The sequence below is a fragment of the Azonexus sp. GW821-FHT04F04 genome (assembly GCF_059420025.1).
Map to the genome: position 1 here is coordinate 12508 of NZ_JBWKSX010000015.1, position 18019 is coordinate 30526.

At 62.4% G+C, this 18019-nt stretch carries 19 protein-coding genes; 17 read left to right on the forward strand and 2 right to left on the reverse strand.

The window, feature by feature from the left end; translation table 11 throughout:
• Positions 1-8: 8 nt before the first annotated feature.
• Entirely contained in the window at positions 9-1646 is a 1638-nt protein-coding gene (locus AC07TV_RS20700) for an ABC transporter permease (protein WP_494650265.1), read from the reverse strand.
• Between the two features lie 30 nt (positions 1647-1676).
• Between AC07TV_RS20700 and AC07TV_RS20705 the strand changes: the two genes are divergently transcribed.
• The 16 genes from AC07TV_RS20705 to AC07TV_RS20780 all read left to right on the forward strand — a co-directional run bounded on the left by AC07TV_RS20705 (position 1677) and on the right by AC07TV_RS20780 (position 15659).
• Complete coding sequence (locus AC07TV_RS20705) at positions 1677-2825, forward strand: ABC transporter ATP-binding protein (protein WP_494650266.1); 1149 nt, start codon at positions 1677-1679, stop codon at positions 2823-2825.
• Between the two features lie 16 nt (positions 2826-2841).
• Positions 2842-3546 (forward strand): leucyl/phenylalanyl-tRNA--protein transferase, encoded by a 705-nt coding sequence (gene aat / locus AC07TV_RS20710; RefSeq protein WP_494650267.1) that lies wholly within the window; start codon positions 2842-2844, stop codon positions 3544-3546.
• Between the two features lie 3 nt (positions 3547-3549).
• Complete coding sequence (locus AC07TV_RS20715; protein ID WP_494650268.1) at positions 3550-4293, forward strand: arginyltransferase; 744 nt, start codon at positions 3550-3552, stop codon at positions 4291-4293.
• Positions 4290-4973: a YbaY family lipoprotein gene (locus AC07TV_RS20720; protein WP_494650269.1), complete on the forward strand. Its 684-nt coding sequence runs from the start codon at positions 4290-4292 to the stop codon at positions 4971-4973. Before AC07TV_RS20715 ends, AC07TV_RS20720 begins: the two co-directional genes overlap by 4 nt.
• A complete protein-coding gene (locus AC07TV_RS20725) occupies positions 4957-5376 on the forward strand; it encodes a hypothetical protein (RefSeq protein ID WP_494650270.1) in 420 nt (139 codons plus the stop codon). Before AC07TV_RS20720 ends, AC07TV_RS20725 begins: the two co-directional genes overlap by 17 nt.
• Positions 5373-6341, forward strand: a complete 969-nt coding sequence (locus tag AC07TV_RS20730) for a CapA family protein (protein ID WP_494650271.1) — start codon at positions 5373-5375, stop codon at positions 6339-6341. Before AC07TV_RS20725 ends, AC07TV_RS20730 begins: the two co-directional genes overlap by 4 nt.
• A 28-nt stretch (positions 6342-6369) precedes the next feature.
• Complete coding sequence (locus AC07TV_RS20735) at positions 6370-6819, forward strand: MaoC family dehydratase (RefSeq protein WP_494650272.1); 450 nt, start codon at positions 6370-6372, stop codon at positions 6817-6819.
• A 141-nt stretch (positions 6820-6960) separates the two neighbouring features.
• Complete coding sequence (locus tag AC07TV_RS20740) at positions 6961-7566, forward strand: LemA family protein (RefSeq protein ID WP_494650273.1); 606 nt, start codon at positions 6961-6963, stop codon at positions 7564-7566.
• A 6-nt stretch (positions 7567-7572) separates the two neighbouring features.
• A complete protein-coding gene (locus tag AC07TV_RS20745; RefSeq protein ID WP_494650274.1) occupies positions 7573-8415 on the forward strand; it encodes a TPM domain-containing protein in 843 nt (280 codons plus the stop codon).
• 4 nt (positions 8416-8419) lie between these two features.
• Entirely contained in the window at positions 8420-8914 is a 495-nt protein-coding gene (locus tag AC07TV_RS20750) for a TPM domain-containing protein (RefSeq protein WP_494650275.1), read from the forward strand.
• Between the two features lie 55 nt (positions 8915-8969).
• Positions 8970-9512, forward strand: coding sequence for a flavin reductase family protein (locus AC07TV_RS20755; protein WP_494650276.1), 543 nt, complete (start codon positions 8970-8972; stop codon positions 9510-9512).
• A 434-nt stretch (positions 9513-9946) separates the two neighbouring features.
• Positions 9947-11017, forward strand: coding sequence for an acyltransferase family protein (locus tag AC07TV_RS20760; RefSeq protein WP_494650277.1), 1071 nt, complete (start codon positions 9947-9949; stop codon positions 11015-11017).
• A 728-nt stretch (positions 11018-11745) separates the two neighbouring features.
• On the forward strand, positions 11746-12204 hold the full coding sequence (locus AC07TV_RS20765; RefSeq protein WP_494650278.1) for an alpha/beta fold hydrolase: 459 nt from the start codon (positions 11746-11748) through the stop codon (positions 12202-12204).
• A 34-nt stretch (positions 12205-12238) separates the two neighbouring features.
• Positions 12239-13651 (forward strand): aminotransferase-like domain-containing protein, encoded by a 1413-nt coding sequence (locus tag AC07TV_RS20770; RefSeq protein ID WP_494650279.1) that lies wholly within the window; start codon positions 12239-12241, stop codon positions 13649-13651.
• 97 nt (positions 13652-13748) lie between these two features.
• Positions 13749-15113 (forward strand): cytochrome c oxidase accessory protein CcoG, encoded by a 1365-nt coding sequence (gene ccoG / locus AC07TV_RS20775; RefSeq protein ID WP_494650280.1) that lies wholly within the window; start codon positions 13749-13751, stop codon positions 15111-15113.
• An 81-nt stretch (positions 15114-15194) separates the two neighbouring features.
• Positions 15195-15659, forward strand: coding sequence for a cyclic nucleotide-binding domain-containing protein (locus AC07TV_RS20780; protein WP_494650281.1), 465 nt, complete (start codon positions 15195-15197; stop codon positions 15657-15659).
• On the opposite strand, the gene AC07TV_RS20785 is transcribed toward AC07TV_RS20780, so the two are convergent.
• The gene (locus tag AC07TV_RS20785; protein ID WP_494650282.1) at positions 15601-15879 is read right to left on the reverse strand and encodes an acylphosphatase; all 279 of its coding nucleotides are present in this window, start codon (positions 15877-15879) and stop codon (positions 15601-15603) included. The two genes, AC07TV_RS20780 and AC07TV_RS20785, sit on opposite strands and share 59 nt — an antisense overlap.
• 161 nt (positions 15880-16040) lie before the next feature.
• Here AC07TV_RS20785 and AC07TV_RS20790 point away from each other — a divergent pair, with 161 nt between their 5' ends.
• Positions 16041-17906, forward strand: coding sequence for a potassium transporter Kup (locus AC07TV_RS20790; RefSeq protein ID WP_494650283.1), 1866 nt, complete (start codon positions 16041-16043; stop codon positions 17904-17906).
• Positions 17907-18019 lie beyond the last annotated feature (113 nt).

Below are 18019 nucleotides of genomic sequence, written 5' to 3' on the forward strand. Positions count from 1 at the left end.
AAAGCCGGCTAGTGCCGGCGCGCTGCCGTAATTTGCCGCGACAGGGCGATCAGCGGCAACAAACCCACGGCGACGATGGCCAGGGCGGCCGTCGATGCCTCGGCCAGCCGCTCATCCGAGGCCAGCGTATAGGCCTGCGTCGCCAGCGTATCGAAATTGAAGGGCCGCATGACCAGAGTGGCCGGCAATTCCTTCATCACATCGACAAAAACCAGCAAACCCGCCGTCAGCAGACTGCCGCGCAGCATCGGCACATGCACGCGGCGCAGGGTTTCGCCCTGCCCCAGGCCCAGGCTGCGCGCCGCGTCGTCCATGTTCGGCGTGATCTTGGCCAGGCTGGATTCAACCGTGTGGAGCGCCACCGCGAGGAAACGCACGAGATAGGCGTAGATCAGCGCGGCGATGCCGCCGGTCAGCAAAAGTCCGGGGTTGTGGCCGAACCACAGCTCCCATTGCCCGGCCAGCCAGTTGTCGAGGCGCGTCACGGGAATCAGCACGCCGACCGCGATCACCGCCCCCGGCACCGCGTAGCCCAGACCGACAAGGCGGTTCAGGCCGTTGGCAAAGGTCGTTTTCGACAGGCGGGCGCCGTAGCCCATGAGCAGGGCGAGCATGACCGCGATGGCGGCCGTCACGCCGGCCAGCACGAAACTGTTGCGGGCGAGCACCAGGAAGCGTTCGCCGAACTGGGCGTCACCTTCGGTCAGGGCCATTTTGAGCAGCAGGATTGCTGGCAGCACGAAACCGAGCAGCAAGGGCACCGCACAAGCCAGCGTCGCCAGCCAGGCAGCCGGACCGCGCAACCGGGCGCCAGCCATCGGCCGGTTGCGGCCGGTCGTGTTGTGATAGCGCGCCCGGCCCCGCGAGGTGCGTTCGGCCATGAGCAGGAAGAGCACGAAGGCGAGCAGCATGGCGGCCAGTTGGGCGGCAGCGACGCGGTCGCCGAGCGAGAACCAGGCGCGGTAGATACCGGTGGTGAAGGTGTTGACCGCGAAATAGGCCACCGTGCCGTAGTCGGCTAGCGTTTCCATAAGCGCCAGCGCGATGCCGACGACGATAGCCGGACGAGCCAACGGCAGGGATACGGCGAAGAAGCCCCACCATGGCCCCATGCCCAGCGTGCGCGCTGCTTCGAGCATGCCGCTGGCGCGTTCGAGAAAGGCCGTGCGGGCGAGCAGGTAAACGTAGGGATAGAGCACGCTGACGAACATCAGCATGGCGCCGGGCAAGGTGCGGATGTCCGGAAACCAGTAGTCGCCGTGTTCCCAGCCGAAGGTGTCGCGCAGGAAAGTCTGCACCGGGCCGACGAACTGCAGGAAATCGGTGTACACGTAAGCCATGACATAGGCCGGAACAGCCAGTGGCAGGACCATGGCCCATTCGAAGAAGCGCCGACCGGGGAATTCGTGCATGGCCGTCAACCAGGCCGTCGCCACGCCGACGATGCCGACGCCGCAGCCAACGCCGAGGCACAGCCAGAGCGAATTGGCGATGTATTCGGAAAGTACGGTGTCGGCCAGATGCGTCCAGGTGGCGCTGGTACCGCCAACAAAGAGATTGAGGCCGACGCTGGCCACCGGCAATCCAGCGAGCAGGGCGACGACGATTCCGACCGTCAGCAGGGGGGAATAAAGGGCGGTACGCATGTGTGTGAATGCGAATTATAATCGACCGCTATGGCCCAACTTGAACTAAATGGCGTCGTCCAGCGCTACGGCAACCACACCGTCGTCGACGGCGTGAACTTCTCGCTCGAAGCCGGCAGCATCGCCTGCCTGCTTGGTCCTTCCGGCTGCGGCAAGACGACTTTGCTGCGCTGCATTGCCGGCTTCGAGGACATCGCCGGTGGCGAAATCCGCCTGCATGGCAAAGTCGTCAGCCAGGCCGGCCAGCGAGTCTCCCCCGAGAAGCGGCGGATCGGCATGGTTTTTCAGGATTACGCGCTGTTTCCGCACCTTTCCATCGAAGCAAATGTCGCCTTCGGCCTCGGTCGCAATCCGGGCGAGGACGCCCATCTGCGTGTTCGTCAATTGCTGGCGACGGTCGGCCTGCATGGACAGGGCAGCAAGTTTCCGCATGAGCTTTCCGGCGGCCAACAGCAGCGCGTAGCGCTGGCCCGCGCCCTGGCGCCGCGGCCGGAACTGATCCTGCTCGACGAACCATTTTCCAACCTCGACGTCGGCCTGCGCGAGCGGCTGTCGGCCGAGGTGCGCGAAATTCTCAAGCGCGAAGGTTCGACGGCAGTCATGGTCACGCACGACCAGAACGAGGCGTTCGCCATGGCCGACGAGATCGGCATCATGTACGAAGGCCGCATCCAGCAGTGGGACGTCCCGTACAACCTGTATCACCGGCCGGCCAATCGTTTCGTCGCCGACTTCATCGGTCAGGGCGTGCTGGTGACTGGCACGGTCGGCGACAACAACAGTGTGCGTATGGAACTCGGCACGCTGACTTCCGACACCCCGGTCGAGTGCAACGAAACCTGCGCCGCCTGCGACAACGGCTGCAAAGTCGACGTGCTGTTGCGGCCGGACGATATCGTTCACGACGACACCAGTGCCGTCCAGGCCGAAGTGCTGAACAAGGCTTTCCGCGGTGCCGACATCCTGTATACGCTGCGTCTGGCCAGCGGCACGCAGGTCCTGTCGCTGGTTCCGTCGCACCACAATCATGCGCTCGGCGAAAAAATCGGCATCCGGCTCGATGCCGACCATGTCATCGCCTTCATGAAGCATGAGGAATGCGACGATCCGGCCTGCGAAATCAAGCTCGAACAGCAGGTCAAGCCGGTCACCTGGCACGCCACCAACAGCGCCCGCTAGTTTTTCACGATCACGCATGATCCCGTTTCTCGGCCCGCACGACCTTTTCCCGCCGGTCGACATGGCCCGGGAAGAAATGGGCGGCCTGCTAGCCGTCGGTGGCGGCCTGCAGCCGGACCGTCTGCTCGACGCCTACCGGCGGGGCATTTTCCCGTGGGGAACGGTCGATAGCCTGCCCCTGTGGTATTCGCCCGATCCGCGCATGGTGCTGTTTCCCGAAGAGTTCCGGCTAACCCGTTCGCTGCGGAAAACGCTGCGCGCGGGGAAATTCGCGGTCCGCTTCGACACCGATTTTCCCGGTGTCATGGACGCCTGCGCGACGACGCCACGGGCCGGCCAGGATGGCACCTGGATCACGCCGGAAATGAAGGAAGCCTACTGCCGCCTGCATGAACTCGGCTGGGCGCACTCGGTCGAAAGCTATGAGGGAGATACGCTGGTCGGCGGCCTGTACGGGCTGGCGATCGGTCGCATGTTCTACGGCGAATCGATGTTCTCCCATCGCAGCGACGCATCGAAGGTCGCCTTTGCCTATCTCGTGAGTTATCTTGTGGCCAACCAATTCGGCATGATTGATTGTCAGATGCATACCGACCACCTCGCCTCGCTCGGCGGCCGCGAAATTCCGCGGGACTCGTTTTTGGCCCGGCTGTCGGCGTTGACCGCAGCCGAGTCGGCGCGCGTCCGCTGGTCGGCCAAGCAACTCGAACTCGCGTGGTAAGCCATGGCCCAGCCTGACGACGCCGAACTGCCCTTCTCGCTGCTCCAGTACTACGCTACCTCGCCCTATCCGTGCAGCTATCTGGCCGACCGCGAGGCGCGCTCACAGGTGGCGACGCCGGCCCACCTGATCGACAGCCAAATCTACAGCACGCTGGTTCGTGCCGGCTTCCGCCGCAGCGGCATCTTCACCTACCGGCCGCATTGCGACAAATGCCAGGCCTGCATACCGGTGCGCCTGCCGGTCGCCGAGCTGCAGCCCAACCGCAGCCAGCGCCGGGCCACAAAGCACCACGCCAACCTGCGCGCCCGCGAACTGCCGCTGCTTTATTACGAAGAGCATTACCTGCTCTACAACCGTTATCAGCAGGCCCGCCACCCCGGCGGTGGCATGGACGAGGACAGCCACGACCAGTACGCCCAGTTCCTTCTGCAAAGCCGCGTCGACACGCGGCTGATCGAGTTCTCGGAAAACGGCATCGTGCGCATGGTGAGCCTGATCGACGTCCTCGACGACGGCCTGTCGTCGGTCTACACCTTTTACGACCCGGACATCCAGCACGCCAGTTTCGGCACCTACAACATCCTGTGGCAAGCTGCCCAGTGCGCCGCCCTCGGCCTACCTTACCTGTACCTCGGCTACTGGATTGCCGAAAGCCGCAAGATGGCCTACAAATCTGCCTTTCATCCCATCGAAGGTCTGCTCGACGGGCGCTGGATTCCTCTCCCAAAACCGGAAAACCCATGAACCTCCGCCCCCTGCTGGCGCTGCCGCTTGTCCTGCTCCTCCCGCTCAGCGCCCTGGCCGGCGACGAACGCCTCGCCTACACCTGCGACAACGGAAGCCGCATCGACATTTCATTTTCGGCCGACATTTCCGGTCGACCGCAGGCGACACTGCACTTCGCCGACCAGGCCGTCGTTTTGCCGCAAGTGCCAGCCGCCTCCGGCGCCCTCTATCGCAGCGGCGACATCCGCCTGGCCACCAAGGGCGACGACGCCATTTTCGAGGATGGCAAGAACAACCTGCGCCGCTGTACGCGCGGCAGCGTGGCGCCGGTCATGCCCCAGGCCGCAGCGCAGCCGGCGGCGACCAGCAGCTTCATCGACATCGCCGGCCGCGTCAGCTATCTCGCCCGCATTGCCCTGCCACCCAACGCCATCCTCAAGATCCGCATCCAGTCCGGCCAGCGTACGCTGGCCGATCAACGTTACGAACTGAATGGCGCCCAGGTGCCGATTCCCTTCAGCGCCACCGTCGACCGCGACCTGATGGGCAAGAAAGCCAACGCCACCGTCAGCGCCCGGATCGAGGCCGGCGGCAAACTGCTTTTTGCCAGCGCGAAACCCACTCCGGCGACCAAAAACGGCCAGCCGATTCCGGTCGACATCGTGCTCAAACCAGCGAACCGTGGCACTCCGCGCTAGAAGCCGGGCGCTGATCGGCGCCCTGCTCCTCGGCGCCGCAACGGCGCACGCCGGGGCGAGCGAGACAGTGGCCTGCCACGTCACCTACGGCGGCGAGACCAAAACCGTCGAAGCCCGACCGACTACCTCGCCCTACACCGTGGCGCCGATCAAATTCGGCTCCTACCTGCTGTTCCGCATCGTCTTTCGCAACGAACCGGCCGACCTCGCCAGCATCAAGCTCTACACCTACGCCCAGCACGCTGACGTCGACGGCCGTCCGCTAATTCATCAAGCGACCTACGCCTACCCGCCTGTCCCTGCCGGCGCCTACGGTTTCACCGGGCTGAACCACGCCTACGAGCCGCGCTACGGCCTGGTTCTCGACTACTGGTGCGAACTGCGCGAGGGCATTTCAAAATGAGCCGATTTTTCCGGTTGACCGTGGCAATGGTGTTTCTGGCCGCCCTTAACGCCCAGGCTGAGCCCATGACGCTCATTTTCGCTGGCGACGTCATGCTCGACGACGGCCCCGGCCGGCTCATCGCCAAAGGCGGCGACCCGCTCGCGCCCTTTGCCAAAACGCTCAAGGCCGCCGACTACCGCATCGCCAACCTCGAAACCTCCGTCGCCAGAAGCGGCAGGCGCCTCGCCGACAAGCCCTACACCTTCCGCGCCCACCCGCGCACCCTGCGCATCCTGCAAGGCCGCTTCGACGCCGTCACGCTGGCCAACAACCACGTCGGCGACTACGGCCACCAGGCCCTGCTCGAAACCATGCAGCGCCTCGACCACGCCGGCATCGCCCATTTCGGCGCCGGCCAGAACCTCGTCGAAGCCCACAAACCGCTGTGGATCGAACGCCAGGGCCTCAAGATCGCCATCCTCGGCTACAACGAATTCGCCCCGCGCGCCTTCGAAGCCGGTGCCGACACGCCCGGCACGGCATGGAGCGAGGACGATCACGTGATCTCCGACATCCGCGCCGCCAAGGCCGCCGGCGCCGACCTGATCATTCCCTTCATGCACTGGGGCTGGGAATACGAGCCGGCAGCCAGCCCGCGCCTGCAAAGCTTCGCCCGGCGCATGATCGACGAAGGCGCCAGCATGGTCGTCGGCAGCCACCCGCACGTCACGCAAGGCGCCGACGTTTATCAGGGCAAACCGATCATCTACAGCCTCGGCAATTTCGTCTTCGACGGCTTCGACGCCCCGGAAGCCAAAGTCGGCTGGCTGCTCCGCCTCAAGCTCGACAAAACCGGCGTACTCGAATGGGACACCCTGGCCGCCCACATGGACAAGCACGGCACGCCGCACCCGATGCCCGGCACGCTGACACCCTGCGGCAAGGCCGGCGACACGCAGGTGGCGCAGTGCCGGAATCCGTAAGCCCCATACAATCAAAGGACTAACCGCCATGGACACCCGTTTTCTCGACGACCTCACCCCCGGCCAGCGCTTCACCTCGCCGGGACTGACGCTGACTGAAGCCGAGATCATCGACTTCGCCTGGCGCTATGACCCGCAGCCTTTCCATCTCGACGCCAATGCCGCTGCCGACTCGCCGTATGGCGGGCTGATCGCCAGCGGTTTCCAGAGTCTGGCCATCTGCTTTCGATTGTTCATCCAGTCCGGCATCCTGGCCGAATCGAGCATGGGCTCGCCGGGCATCGACGAATTGCGCTGGCTGGCGCCGGTGCGGCCGGGCGATACGCTGCACAGCGAGATCGAAGTGCTGGAGGTGCGGCCATCGAACTCGAAGCCGGACCGCGGCATTGCGCGCCTCAAGTATCAGGCGGTCAACCAGCGTGGCGAGGCGGTGCTGAGTTTCATCGTCATGCATCTGCTGCGCCGCAAACCGGGCTGAGGCGGTCGCCCGACGATTTCAATTTTGGCCGCTTTTTCCGGTTGACCGTGGCATCCGGCTGGCCAAACCTGGCTTTGCCTGCTATGAAAAAATATCACGATGGTATGCTTCATCGCGAACCATTTTTCGGGAGCCACCTTCATGCGCATTCGTCTCTACTCCGTACTCGTCCTCATCGCCAGCCTGCTTTCCGGCTGCGGTTACAACCAGATTCAGATCAACGACGAAGGCGTCAACGCCGCGTGGTCAGAAGTGCTCAACCAGTACAAACGCCGGGCCGACCTGATTCCCAACCTGGTTTCCGTCGTCCAGGGCTATGCCGCGCATGAAAAGGAAGTACTGACCCGCGTCACCGAGGCGCGCGCCAACGTTGCCGGCATGAAGATCACGCCGGAACTGATCAACGACGAGGCCGCCTTCGCCAAATTCCAGAAGGCGCAGGGCGAGCTGTCCGGCGCCCTGTCTCGCCTGCTGGTGGTCGCCGAGAACTACCCGAACCTCAAGGCCGACGCCAATTTCCGTGACCTGCAGGCGCAGCTTGAAGGCACCGAAAACCGCATCACCGTGGCGCGCAACCGCTACATCGACAGCGTGCGCCAGTACAACATTTCGGTCCGTACCTTCCCGAACAACCTGACGGCGATGGTCATGGGCTACAAGCCCAAGGCCAACTTCACGGTCGAGGACGAGAAGGCCATTTCGACGCCGCCGGTCGTCAAATTCGACACTCCGGCACCAGCCAAATAAATCCCGATGCTCCGCTGGCTCGCCGCTCTCTGTTTCGCGCTGCTGCCGCTGCTCGGCTGGAGCGCCAACGAGGTGGCGCTGCCGGCGCTGACCGAGCGTGTCACGGACCTGACCGGCACGCTGTCGGCCGCGGATAAAGCCGGGCTGACGGCCAGCCTCGCAGCGCTTGAGAAAGACAAGGGCGCGCAGGTCGCCATTGTCATGCTGCCGACAACGCAGCCGGAAAGCATCGAACAATTCGGCATCCGCCTCGCCGAGGCCTGGAAAATCGGCCGCAAGGGCATTGATGACGGGGTGATCGTCATCGTTGCCAAGGACGACCGGCGCATGCGCATCGAAGTCGGCTACGGGCTGGAGGGCGCCATTCCCGACGCCATCGCCAAGCGCATCGTGGCCGAACAGATGGCGCCGCGTTTCCGCGAGGGCGACTTCGCCGGCGGCTTGCGGGCCACCGTGGCGACGCTCGACAAGGTCATTCGCGGAGAACAACTCCCAGCGCCCGTCGTCAAAACCGCCGAGGGCGGCACCGACCCCGGAGACGCGCTGACCTTCCTGCTCATCGTTTTCTTCATGGCCGGCGTCATCCGCTCGATGTTCGGCCTGCTCGGCTCGCTGGCCGTGTCCGGCATCGCCGGCTGGCTGGCGTGGACCGTCTTCGCCTCGCTCGGCCTGGCCGGCGGCGCCGCGCTGGTCGCCTTCGTGCTCTCCTTCATCCGCCTTGGCCGCGGCGGCTGGTCCTCCGGCGGTAGAGGCGGCTTCCCCGGCGGATTTGGCGGCGGCTCGGGTGGCGGCGGATTTTCCGGCGGCGGTGGTGGCTTTGGTGGCGGCGGCGCCTCGGGGAACTGGTAAAACCATGCTGACACGCCTGCTCAAACACCTCTCATCGCCCGGCTGGTGGGCCAGAAGAGCCTTCCGCGCCAACGATCTGGCAGCCATCGGCGCGGCGGTAAAGGCTTCCGAAGCAAAGCAGCGCGGCGAAATCCGCATCGCCATCGAAGGCCCGCTACCGCTCCGCGCCCTGCTCCGCGAAGAATCCTGCCGCGACCGGGCGGCAGCACTCTTCCAGTCGCTCGGCGTGGCGGCGACACGCGAGGCCAACGGCATCCTCGTTTACGTTCAGCTGGTCGACCATCAGGTCGAAATCCTTGCCGACCGCGGCATTTCTGCCCTCGTCCCGCCAACCGAATGGGAAGCCGTCTGCCGCCGCATGGAGACAGCATTTGCCGCCGGTAACTACCAAACCGGCATGGTGGACGCCATCGAGCGCATCACGGCCCTGCTCGCCCAGCACTTCCCGGCCACCGGCGACAACCCGAACGAACTGGACGACGCGCCAACGCTGCTTTGATTTTCAGGGGCGACATCGAACAGACAAGCTAGGCACGATCATCAGAGGTGCTCCCATGCAAGAACTGGAACTGAACAAGGCTTTCACCCTGATCGAATCAGGGCCCGTCATCCTCGTCACCACCCATGACGGCAAGAAAGACAACATCATGACCATCTCGTGGACCATGGTGATGGATTTCACCCCGATATTTGCCATCACCACAGGCGCATGGAACCACTCCTACGCGGCGCTGCGCAAGCATCGGGAATGCGTCATCGCCATTCCCACCGTCGACCTGCTCGACACGGTCGTCGGCATCGGGACATGCTCCGGGGCAGACACCGACAAATTCGCCCGCTTCAAGCTCACGCCAGTCCCGGCCAAACTCGTCAAGCCGCCCCTGATCAAGGAATGCCTCGCCAACATCGAATGCAAGGTCATCGACATCATCGAAAAGCACAACATCGTCGTGCTGGAAGCTGTCGCCGCCTACATCGACGGCGAACGCAAAGAAAAGCGCACGGTTCACGCCGTGGGCGACGGAACCTTCATCGTCGACGGACGCAAGATCGACCGGAAGAAGATGATGGCCGCCAAGCTTCCGCCGGGGGTTTAGGGGTTATTGGCTTGGCCACCGGCTCAAGTCGGCCAAGACCGGCCTCTCGCCCAATCTAGTAAACGGACGACCAAATAGCTGCTTCACTTTGAAACCTGCCATACGAACTGCGTTAGCACCTCGACAAAAACGCGGATGGTAAGGTGCGTCGCGGCGAGGCGCAGCAACGTTGCGGTCCGCGGCGGTAGCCTTGCAAGTTGGTCTCTGTTCCCTTTTTCGCTTGCGCGACAGCCATTCCCCTCCTTAAAGATGTGTTCAGGTATTTCCCATACAGGTTATCAAAGAGGTCCGTTTGCCATCATGATGGCAGCGGTCGGTCATCAAGTCGCGCCGACCCAAGGCGTTATAATGACCCCCTTCCGGGCACTCCCCCCACCGGCATCAAGTCGGGAGAATACGCCGTCCTCGTCGCCCCAATCGAAAAGCGCTTCCGCATGATGTCCACATCCAGCGATCCGTCCATGCCATTGGTGTCATCGCACTTTCACTCATTGCAGATTCTGCGCGGCATCGCTGCCTGGATGGTGGTTTATCACCACGTAATGCAGTTCTATTTCTCATTTCACGCCGACTCCGCCATCGGGCACTTCTTTGCCAAATACGGAAACTTTGGCGTGGATATCTTCTTCGTGCTGAGCGGATTCGTCATGTATTTTTCCGCCCGCAACAAAAATCAGTCTGGGGTGGAATTTCTGGTAAATCGCGCCTTCCGCGTCATGCCGGTGTACTGGTTCTACACCGCAGCCACCATGCTGTGCTCCGTCGTTTTCGCGCGCACCTTCCGCTTTACTAATATTGACGCCAACAGCGTGCTAATGTCGCTGTTCTTTCTGCCACATCAAAACCCAGCCGGAATTGGTGTGTTTCCCTTGCTGCCGGTGGGATGGACCCTGAATTTCGAGATGTTTTTCTACCTAACGCTGGGCAGCTGCCTGATGCTGAATCGAAAACACGCGATATTCATCTGCATGGCCGCCATCTTGATTCTGCCGATCGTCTATCCGTCCAATATGTACTATGCCGAAATTGCTGGCAGAAAGTTACTTTATGAATTCGTCCTCGGGTTGAGCCTCGCTATGTTGTATTCCAACCCGCGGGCGCAACGCTTTCTCGACGCCCGCGCGCTGCCCACGCAACTCATCGTCTTGCCTATATTGCTGGCGATGTGCTTCATGCTGCCCCGGTTTCCGGACCTGAAATTTCCCTTGGCGATGACCGTTGTCTTCCAGTTCCTGCTTCTCGAAAAGTTCGTCAATCCCGACTCGGCTGTACTCAAGACGCTTATACGGTTGGGTGACGAATCATATTCGACCTATCTAGCCCATATGCTGACCATCAATGTGCTTCTGTACTTTACCGGCAACTCGCTCGATACCCTGCTGATCCTAGTCCTAGTCACCGTCTGCACATGGCTGGTATCGCGCTGGAGCCATCGCCACATAGAACAAAACCAACTCTTGAACAACGCTAAGAAGCGCTTGGTTGTTCGCTATGTTCCAGCGTAAGGAAGATTCCGGCGCAAGCCGCGCATTATCCGTTCCACCTAGCTAGCTGCTTCAATGTGTTGGCGTCCATATTTACCCTCTGATCCCATGCTTCCAGGCGACATCTTTGTCCAGCGAGTTGCTGGCCAATCCTGACAACCGAACCAATGGCGTTAAGTCCGAGGAGTACCAGCTCGCAAAGGAACCGAAATGACTGTTGCGTTCAACCACCTGCCGTTGGGTGATCATGGTGATGAATGACAGCAATGGGCACGAAGCGGAAGAGGCTGCAGACTCAGAGCCCCCACTGAGCCAGCCCATTCATATCCGGAAACGAACACCGGAATCAGCTTTTATCCCAGCTCCAATGAACTCAGCTGGCCCGCAAATCGATGATTGACATCGCGATGCGTCGCCTCATCGCCACGGACTGTGATGATGAAGGCATTCATTGTTTATTGCATTCAGCATTGCTGTCTCCTGAAGCCGCTTGAGTCCGGTTCGCTGATTATTTCAGCGAGTCCGTTGCGGCTCAGTTCGATTGGACACAGAGCAATACCGTTGATGGTGCGGTAACAACTTGCGGTTTTATGTGCGCTCGCGCACCGAGTCGTCACCTTGGTTGCGGGCAATATGAAGCCATGACTCTTCTCGGCAACTTGCCTCGAGGTGCCGGACATGGATTGTTTTTCAGTTATTTCACCGGTCTTTGTCAGGCACGGCCTTCACTGTCAATTCAGGAACAAACCATGAAACCAAACATTTTGTTGTTGCCCGGCTTGCTCAATGACGCGAGCGTTTTTACCAACCAGGTTGCCGCCTTGTCGGCAATGTCTACCGTCGAAGTTGGCGACCTGACGGTTGCTGAAACAATCCCCGATCTCGCAGCCAGCGTCCTCAAGCTGACCTCGGCCAAGCATTTTGTGCTGCTTGGCTTGTCACTTGGCGGCTATGTCGCCTTCGAAATCATGCGCCAGGCACCGGAGCGGGTGACCGGACTGGTGCTGATGGATACGACGGCGCGCCCCGATACGCCGGAGGCCAGTGCGAAACGGGAAGCGCTGATCAAGCTGGCGGCAACGGATCTGGATGCCGTGACCGAACAACTGCTGCCGCTGCTCCCGCATCCGGTTCGCATGAACCTGCCTGCGGTGCGTGGCGTCATCCAGTCGATGGCGAGCAGTCTGGGCAAGGATGACCAGAACTGATCCACCGGGCAAGGGCTGCTGCTAACATCACCCCATGAGTCGTTATCAGCAACTGGCCGAGCACACTACAAACCTGATCACCCAAGGCGTGCTGCGCGCCGGCGAGCGCCTGCCGTCGATCCGCGACGCCTGCCGGGCGCATGGGGTCAGCCCGATCACGGTTACCCAGGCCTATTACCAGTTGGAAAGCCGGGGGCTGATCGAAGCCCGCCCACGTTCCGGCTATTTCGTTCGGGCACGTCCGGCCCTGCAACTGGCCGAGCCGGACATGAGCCAGCCACCGGCCGGGGCCAGTGAATTGCAGATCAGCGATTTCATTTTCCGCATCCTCGACAGCGTCAAGGATCGCGCCGTCGTCCCGCTTGGCTCCAGCTTCCCCAGCCCCACCCTGTTTCCGCTGGCCAAGCTCGGCCGCTTCCTGGCCCACGCTGCCCGCCATCTCGACCCGCAGGCGACGATCAGCGACCTGCCGCCGGGCAACGCCGAACTGCGCCGCCAACTGGCCCTGCGCTACCTGGCCCGGGGCGCCCCGGTGGCGCCAGATGAAATCGTCGTCACCTCAGGCGCGCTGGAAGGGATCAACCTCTGCCTGCAAGCCGTAACCCGGCCCGGCGACCTGATCGCCGTCGAATCACCGACCTTCTATGCCGGCCTGCAGGCGGCGGAGCGGCTCGGCCTGCGTGTCGTCGAGATTCCCACCCATCCGCGCGACGGGGTCAGCCTGGAAGCGCTCGCCGACATCCTGCAGCAGCACCCGGTCAAGGCCTGCCTGCTCATGCTCAACTTCGCCAACCCGAGCGGCAGCCTGCTGCCCGACGCGCGCAAGAAGGAACTGCTCGCCCTGCTGCGCCGCCACCAGGTGCCGCTGATTGAGGACGACGTCTACAGCGAGCTGTATTTCGGGCCGCAAGCGCCGCTGTGCAGCAAGGCTGAAGACAGCGACGGGCTGGTCATGCACATTTCGTCCTTCGCCAAATGCCTGGCCCCCGGCTATCGCCTCGGCTGGGTCGCTGCCGGACGTTTTGCCGGGCAAATCCAGCGCCAGAAACTGTCCACCAGCCTGGCTACCACCGTGCCAGTCCAGATCGCGCTGGCCGACTACCTGAAGCACGGCGGCTACGACCACCACCTGCGCCAACTGCGGCGGACGCTGGCTGAGCAGGAAGCGCTGCTGGTTGCTGCGGTCAACCGCCATTTTCCGCCAAAAACCCGGCTGGCGCGGCCGCAAGGCGGCTATTTCCTGTGGCTGGAGCTGCCGCCAACGGTCGATGCGCTGACCCTGCATCAACAGGCACTGGCGCTCGGCATCAGCACCGCGCCCGGGCCAATTTTCTCGGCACAGCGCGCCTTCGCTCACTACCTGCGGCTCAATTTCGGCCATCCGGACAGCCCGGGGCTGGAAGCCGCTGTGGCCACCCTTGGCCGCCTGGCCACAGCGCTTTGCTGAATCTGTTCCTATAGAAAACACGACCGTCTGAATCTGTTCCTATCGAACGCCGGCTGATTAACTTGGCATCTACGATAATTAGCCAAGGAACGCAGCAATGGACACGCCGGTCAGCAAAATTCGCAGCGCCAAACTGGAGCTTTACCGCAAGAAGGGAAAGATTCACGCCAAGGCGGTCAGCGGCAGGTTCAACACCCTGCGCTGGAGCATGGTCTGGCTGACTCAGATCGTTTTCTACGGCGCTTGCTGGCTGCAATGGCAGGTCGACGGAGCGAGCCGGCAAGCCATCCTGTTCGACATCGCCCATGAAAAGCTCTACCTGTTCGGCCTCGTGCTCTGGCCGCAGGATGCGCTACTGCTGGCCATCGCGCTGATCCTGGCGGCACTCGGGCTGTTTTTCGTTACCGCGCTGGCTGGTCGATTATTCTGCGGTTTTGTCTGCCCGCAAACGGTTTATACCAGCCTGTTCGTCTGGATCGAAAGCCGGATCGAAGGCGACCATCTGGCCCGACTGAAACTCGACAGCGCCCCGCCAAGCGCCGGCAAGGCGATACGCAAGCTTACGAAGCACGCCATCTGGCTGCTGATCGCGGCATGGACGGCGATCAGCTTCGTCGGCTACTTCACGCCGATCCGCGAATTGCTGCCGGCCTTGGCCGAACTGGCCGTCGGCCCCTGGGAAAGCTTCTGGCTGCTGTTCTATGGCAGCTTCACCTACATTCAGGCCGGTCTGGCCCGCGAGGCGGTCTGTCAGCACATGTGCCCCTATGCCCGTTTCCAGGGCGTCATGTTCGACCCGGCGACTCGCAACGTTGCCTATGACAGCCGGCGCGGCGAACCGCGCCAGGCCGGAGGCGACTGCATCGATTGCGGCATCTGCGTCGAGGTCTGCCCGACCGGCATCGACATCCGCCAGGGCCTGCAATACCAGTGCATCAACTGCGGCTTGTGCATCGACGCATGCGACCAGGTGATGGCCCGCACCGGCAAACCGGGCGGCCTGATCCGCTTCGCCTCGGAATGGGAACTGTCCGGCCAACCCGGCACCAGCAACCGGCCACGCCTCGCCGTCTATCTCGCCCTGCTCACAGTCTTCCTCACCCTCGGCGCGTGGACGCTGGACCAACGCTCGCTGCTGCTGGTCGACGTCATTCGCGACCGCGGCGCCCTGCTGCGCGAAATGCCGGATGGCCGCATCGAGAACGCCTACACGCTGAAACTGATGAATCTGGCCGATCACGAACAGGAACTGAGCATCGGCGCCGAAGGCATCCCGAACCTGAGCATCGTCGGCCCGCAACGATTCCTGGTCCCCGCCGGCAATATCCGACCGGTCCAACTGACGCTGGCCGCGCCGGGTGGCACCGCCCTGTCCGGCCTGCAACCGATTCGACTGAACATCACCAGCCCGCATGCCGGTGGCCAGCAAGTCAGCGAAAAAACCAGTTTCGCGCTGCCCTGAGTTGGTCGAGACCACACCTTCCAGCCAGCCGCAGACGGCACCTGTTGAGAGCGGCCTGAGCACCGAACGAAATTAACGCCAATGTGCGGCAACGCACAGACGTTTTGCTGGCAGAGTTGCACTATTCGAGGTTTGCGGTGGGCGCCAGAGCCAAGGCAAAACGGCATTCTCGCAAGCCTTCCCGCGAAAGATTACGCGCGCTTGCTACCCGATCTGAAATTGGTGGAGATGCCGTTGCGATCGACGGTTTCTGAATCTGGAGACCATGTTAACTTTTTGCACTTTCCCGTCTCCGGTATCGTTTCGCTGATTTATACCCTTGAAGACGGCTCTTCGAGCGAAACTGCGCTGGTTGGCAACGAAGGCCTGGTGGGCAATCACCCGGTCATCGAAGAAGGCTTGCGGACCGGGTGGCTGATTGGCCTTCAATGGCAGATCCCGGATTGCATTTTTGGCCGTTTTTTCCGGTTGACCGTGGCATTTGCCATCAACCGTTCGGAACCTGCTCAAAACTCCGAAAATCGCCGTCGCCCAGCGCGATATTGACCCGCTGAACGATCGCATGGCTCGGCCCGCGCCGCGCCCAGTTTATCAATTCGATCACGGCCACTTCTTCGCCGACCGCCATCGCCTCGACCCGGCCGTCAGCCAGATTGCGCACCCAGCCGACAACGCCGAGCGCCCGCGCCTGCTCGACCATGGACCAGCGATAGCCGACGCCCTGAACCCGTCCCTCGACCACCAGATGACGCCCGATTCTTGCCATTTTTCGCTCCGTGCCAGCATGCTGCCGATGCTGCCATCTATACCAAAGCTCGGTGCAAAGTGCTAGATTGGCGGGCTTGCCAGACCGCGCTCCCCAGAGAAAGGCGCAGCTAGGCAAGCAGCACTGCAAAATTCTGCGCCACAGGCGCAACAGGGGAATAGATGTCGTCGCAAAACAAGCAAGCCTTGCCGGCCATCACGGTCGCTGCCATCGGGGTCGTCTTCGGCGACATCGGGACCAGTCCGCTTTACGCGCTGAAGGAAATCTTCAACGGCCACCACCCGATCCCGGTCACCCCGGAAAACATTCTCGGCGTGCTGTCGCTGGTTTTCTGGGCAATCATCGTTCTCGTCACGATCAAATACGTCGCCATCATCATGCGCGCCGACAACCGCGGCGAGGGCGGCTCGCTGGCGCTGTTGGCGCTGGTCACCGAACGGGCCAAGAACCCGCGCCTGGCGTGGATCGTCACCCTGCTCGGCATCTTCGCCGCCGCCCTGTTCTACGGCGACAGCATGATCACGCCGGCCATTTCCGTACTCTCCGCCGTCGAAGGTCTGGAGATCATCACGCCCGACCTCAAGCCCTACGTCATCCCGATCACGCTCGGCATCCTGACCGGCCTGTTCTTCATCCAGAAACACGGCACCGGCGCCGTCGGCAAACTCTTCGGACCGGTCATGGTGGCCTGGTTCGCCATTCTCGCCGTGCTCGGTGTGCTGCAGATCGCCCATAACCCGGCCGTCCTGCTCGCCCTCAATCCGCTATTCGCCATCGTTTTCATCGCCGAGCACCCCGGCCTCGCCTTCCTCGCCCTCGGCTCGGTGGTGCTCGCCGTGACCGGTGGCGAAGCGCTGTACACCGACATGGGCCACTTTGGCCGCTTCCCGATTCGCCTCGCCTGGTTCGGCTTTGTCATGCCGGCGCTGGTCCTCAATTACTTCGGTCAGGGCGCCCTGCTGCTGGTCGATCCAGAAGCCATCGCCAGCCCCTTCTTCCACCTCGCCCCCGACTGGGCGCTGATCCCGATGGTCGGCCTGGCTACCGCTGCTACCGTCATCGCCTCGCAGGCGGTCATTTCCGGCGCCTTCTCGGTCGCCCGCCAGTCGATCCAGATGGGCCTGCTGCCACGCATGCAGATCATCCACACCTCGGGCATGGAAGAAGGCCAGATCTACGTGCCCTTCACCAACTGGTCGCTCTACCTGGCCGTCGTCGCCCTGGTCATCGGCTTCAAGAATTCGTCCAACCTCGCCGCCGCCTACGGCATCGCGGTCACTGGCACGATGCTCATCGACACCATTCTCGTCGCCTTTGTCATGGTTCTGATGTGGAAGTGGAACAGGCTGCTCGTTGCGCTCATTGCCGGCTCGCTGCTCGTCGTCGACATCGCCTTCTTCGCCGCCAACGCGATCAAGATCCCGCAGGGCGGCTGGTTTCCGCTGGCCATGGGCATCGTTTCCTTCACCGTGCTGACCACCTGGCGGCGCGGCCGGCGCATGGTCTCAGACGAAATGGCCAAGCAAAGCATCCCGATGGACGACTTTCTGGAGTCCATCGACGACGTGCACCGCATTTACGGCACGGCCATCTTCATGACCAGCGCCAAGGACGGCGTGCCGCCGGCCCTGCTCCACAACCTCAAGCACAACCAGGTGCTGCACGAGCGCGTCGTGCTGGTCACCGTGCAAACCATGCCGACGCCACACGTCAACGACATGGACCGCATCTACCTGCACGACATGAAGAAGGGTTTCAAGCGCCTGATCATCCGCTACGGCTTCATGGAAAGTCCGGACGTACCGGGGGCGCTGGAGCAATGCAAACGCTTCGGCGAGAGTTTCGACATGATGGACACCACCTTCTACCTGTCACGCGAAACCATTGTCCCGTCGATGTCCCGTGGCATGCTGCCGATCCGCGCCCGGCTCTTCGCCATCATGTCGAAGAACGCGACGAGCGCCAGCGACTTCTTCCACATTCCGACCAACCGCGTCGTCGAACTGGGCACGCAACTGGTCATCTGAGCGCCATCTTCATGCCATCGACGCCCTGCCCGGCCCGGCAGGGCGTTTTTCATTGGCGCGGCGCGGCCATATCAGCAAAAACTGAAACTAGCGCAGATCAAGGCTGTCCGATA

Coding starts and splice junctions, on each gene's coding strand:
- AC07TV_RS20700 (WP_494650265.1), bottom strand. CDS start 1,646: ATGCGTACCGCCCTTTATTCCCCCCTGCTGACGGTCGGAATCGTCGTC.
- AC07TV_RS20705 (WP_494650266.1), top strand. CDS start 1,677: ATGGCCCAACTTGAACTAAATGGCGTCGTCCAGCGCTACGGCAACCAC.
- aat (WP_494650267.1), top strand. CDS start 2,842: ATGATCCCGTTTCTCGGCCCGCACGACCTTTTCCCGCCGGTCGACATG.
- AC07TV_RS20715 (WP_494650268.1), top strand. CDS start 3,550: ATGGCCCAGCCTGACGACGCCGAACTGCCCTTCTCGCTGCTCCAGTAC.
- AC07TV_RS20720 (WP_494650269.1), top strand. CDS start 4,290: ATGAACCTCCGCCCCCTGCTGGCGCTGCCGCTTGTCCTGCTCCTCCCG.
- AC07TV_RS20730 (WP_494650271.1), top strand. CDS start 5,373: ATGAGCCGATTTTTCCGGTTGACCGTGGCAATGGTGTTTCTGGCCGCC.
- AC07TV_RS20735 (WP_494650272.1), top strand. CDS start 6,370: ATGGACACCCGTTTTCTCGACGACCTCACCCCCGGCCAGCGCTTCACC.
- AC07TV_RS20740 (WP_494650273.1), top strand. CDS start 6,961: ATGCGCATTCGTCTCTACTCCGTACTCGTCCTCATCGCCAGCCTGCTT.
- AC07TV_RS20745 (WP_494650274.1), top strand. CDS start 7,573: ATGCTCCGCTGGCTCGCCGCTCTCTGTTTCGCGCTGCTGCCGCTGCTC.
- AC07TV_RS20750 (WP_494650275.1), top strand. CDS start 8,420: ATGCTGACACGCCTGCTCAAACACCTCTCATCGCCCGGCTGGTGGGCC.
- AC07TV_RS20755 (WP_494650276.1), top strand. CDS start 8,970: ATGCAAGAACTGGAACTGAACAAGGCTTTCACCCTGATCGAATCAGGG.
- AC07TV_RS20760 (WP_494650277.1), top strand. CDS start 9,947: ATGATGTCCACATCCAGCGATCCGTCCATGCCATTGGTGTCATCGCAC.
- AC07TV_RS20765 (WP_494650278.1), top strand. CDS start 11,746: ATGAAACCAAACATTTTGTTGTTGCCCGGCTTGCTCAATGACGCGAGC.
- AC07TV_RS20770 (WP_494650279.1), top strand. CDS start 12,239: ATGAGTCGTTATCAGCAACTGGCCGAGCACACTACAAACCTGATCACC.
- ccoG (WP_494650280.1), top strand. CDS start 13,749: ATGGACACGCCGGTCAGCAAAATTCGCAGCGCCAAACTGGAGCTTTAC.
- AC07TV_RS20780 (WP_494650281.1), top strand. CDS start 15,195: ATGTGCGGCAACGCACAGACGTTTTGCTGGCAGAGTTGCACTATTCGA.
- AC07TV_RS20785 (WP_494650282.1), bottom strand. CDS start 15,879: ATGGCAAGAATCGGGCGTCATCTGGTGGTCGAGGGACGGGTTCAGGGC.
- AC07TV_RS20790 (WP_494650283.1), top strand. CDS start 16,041: ATGTCGTCGCAAAACAAGCAAGCCTTGCCGGCCATCACGGTCGCTGCC.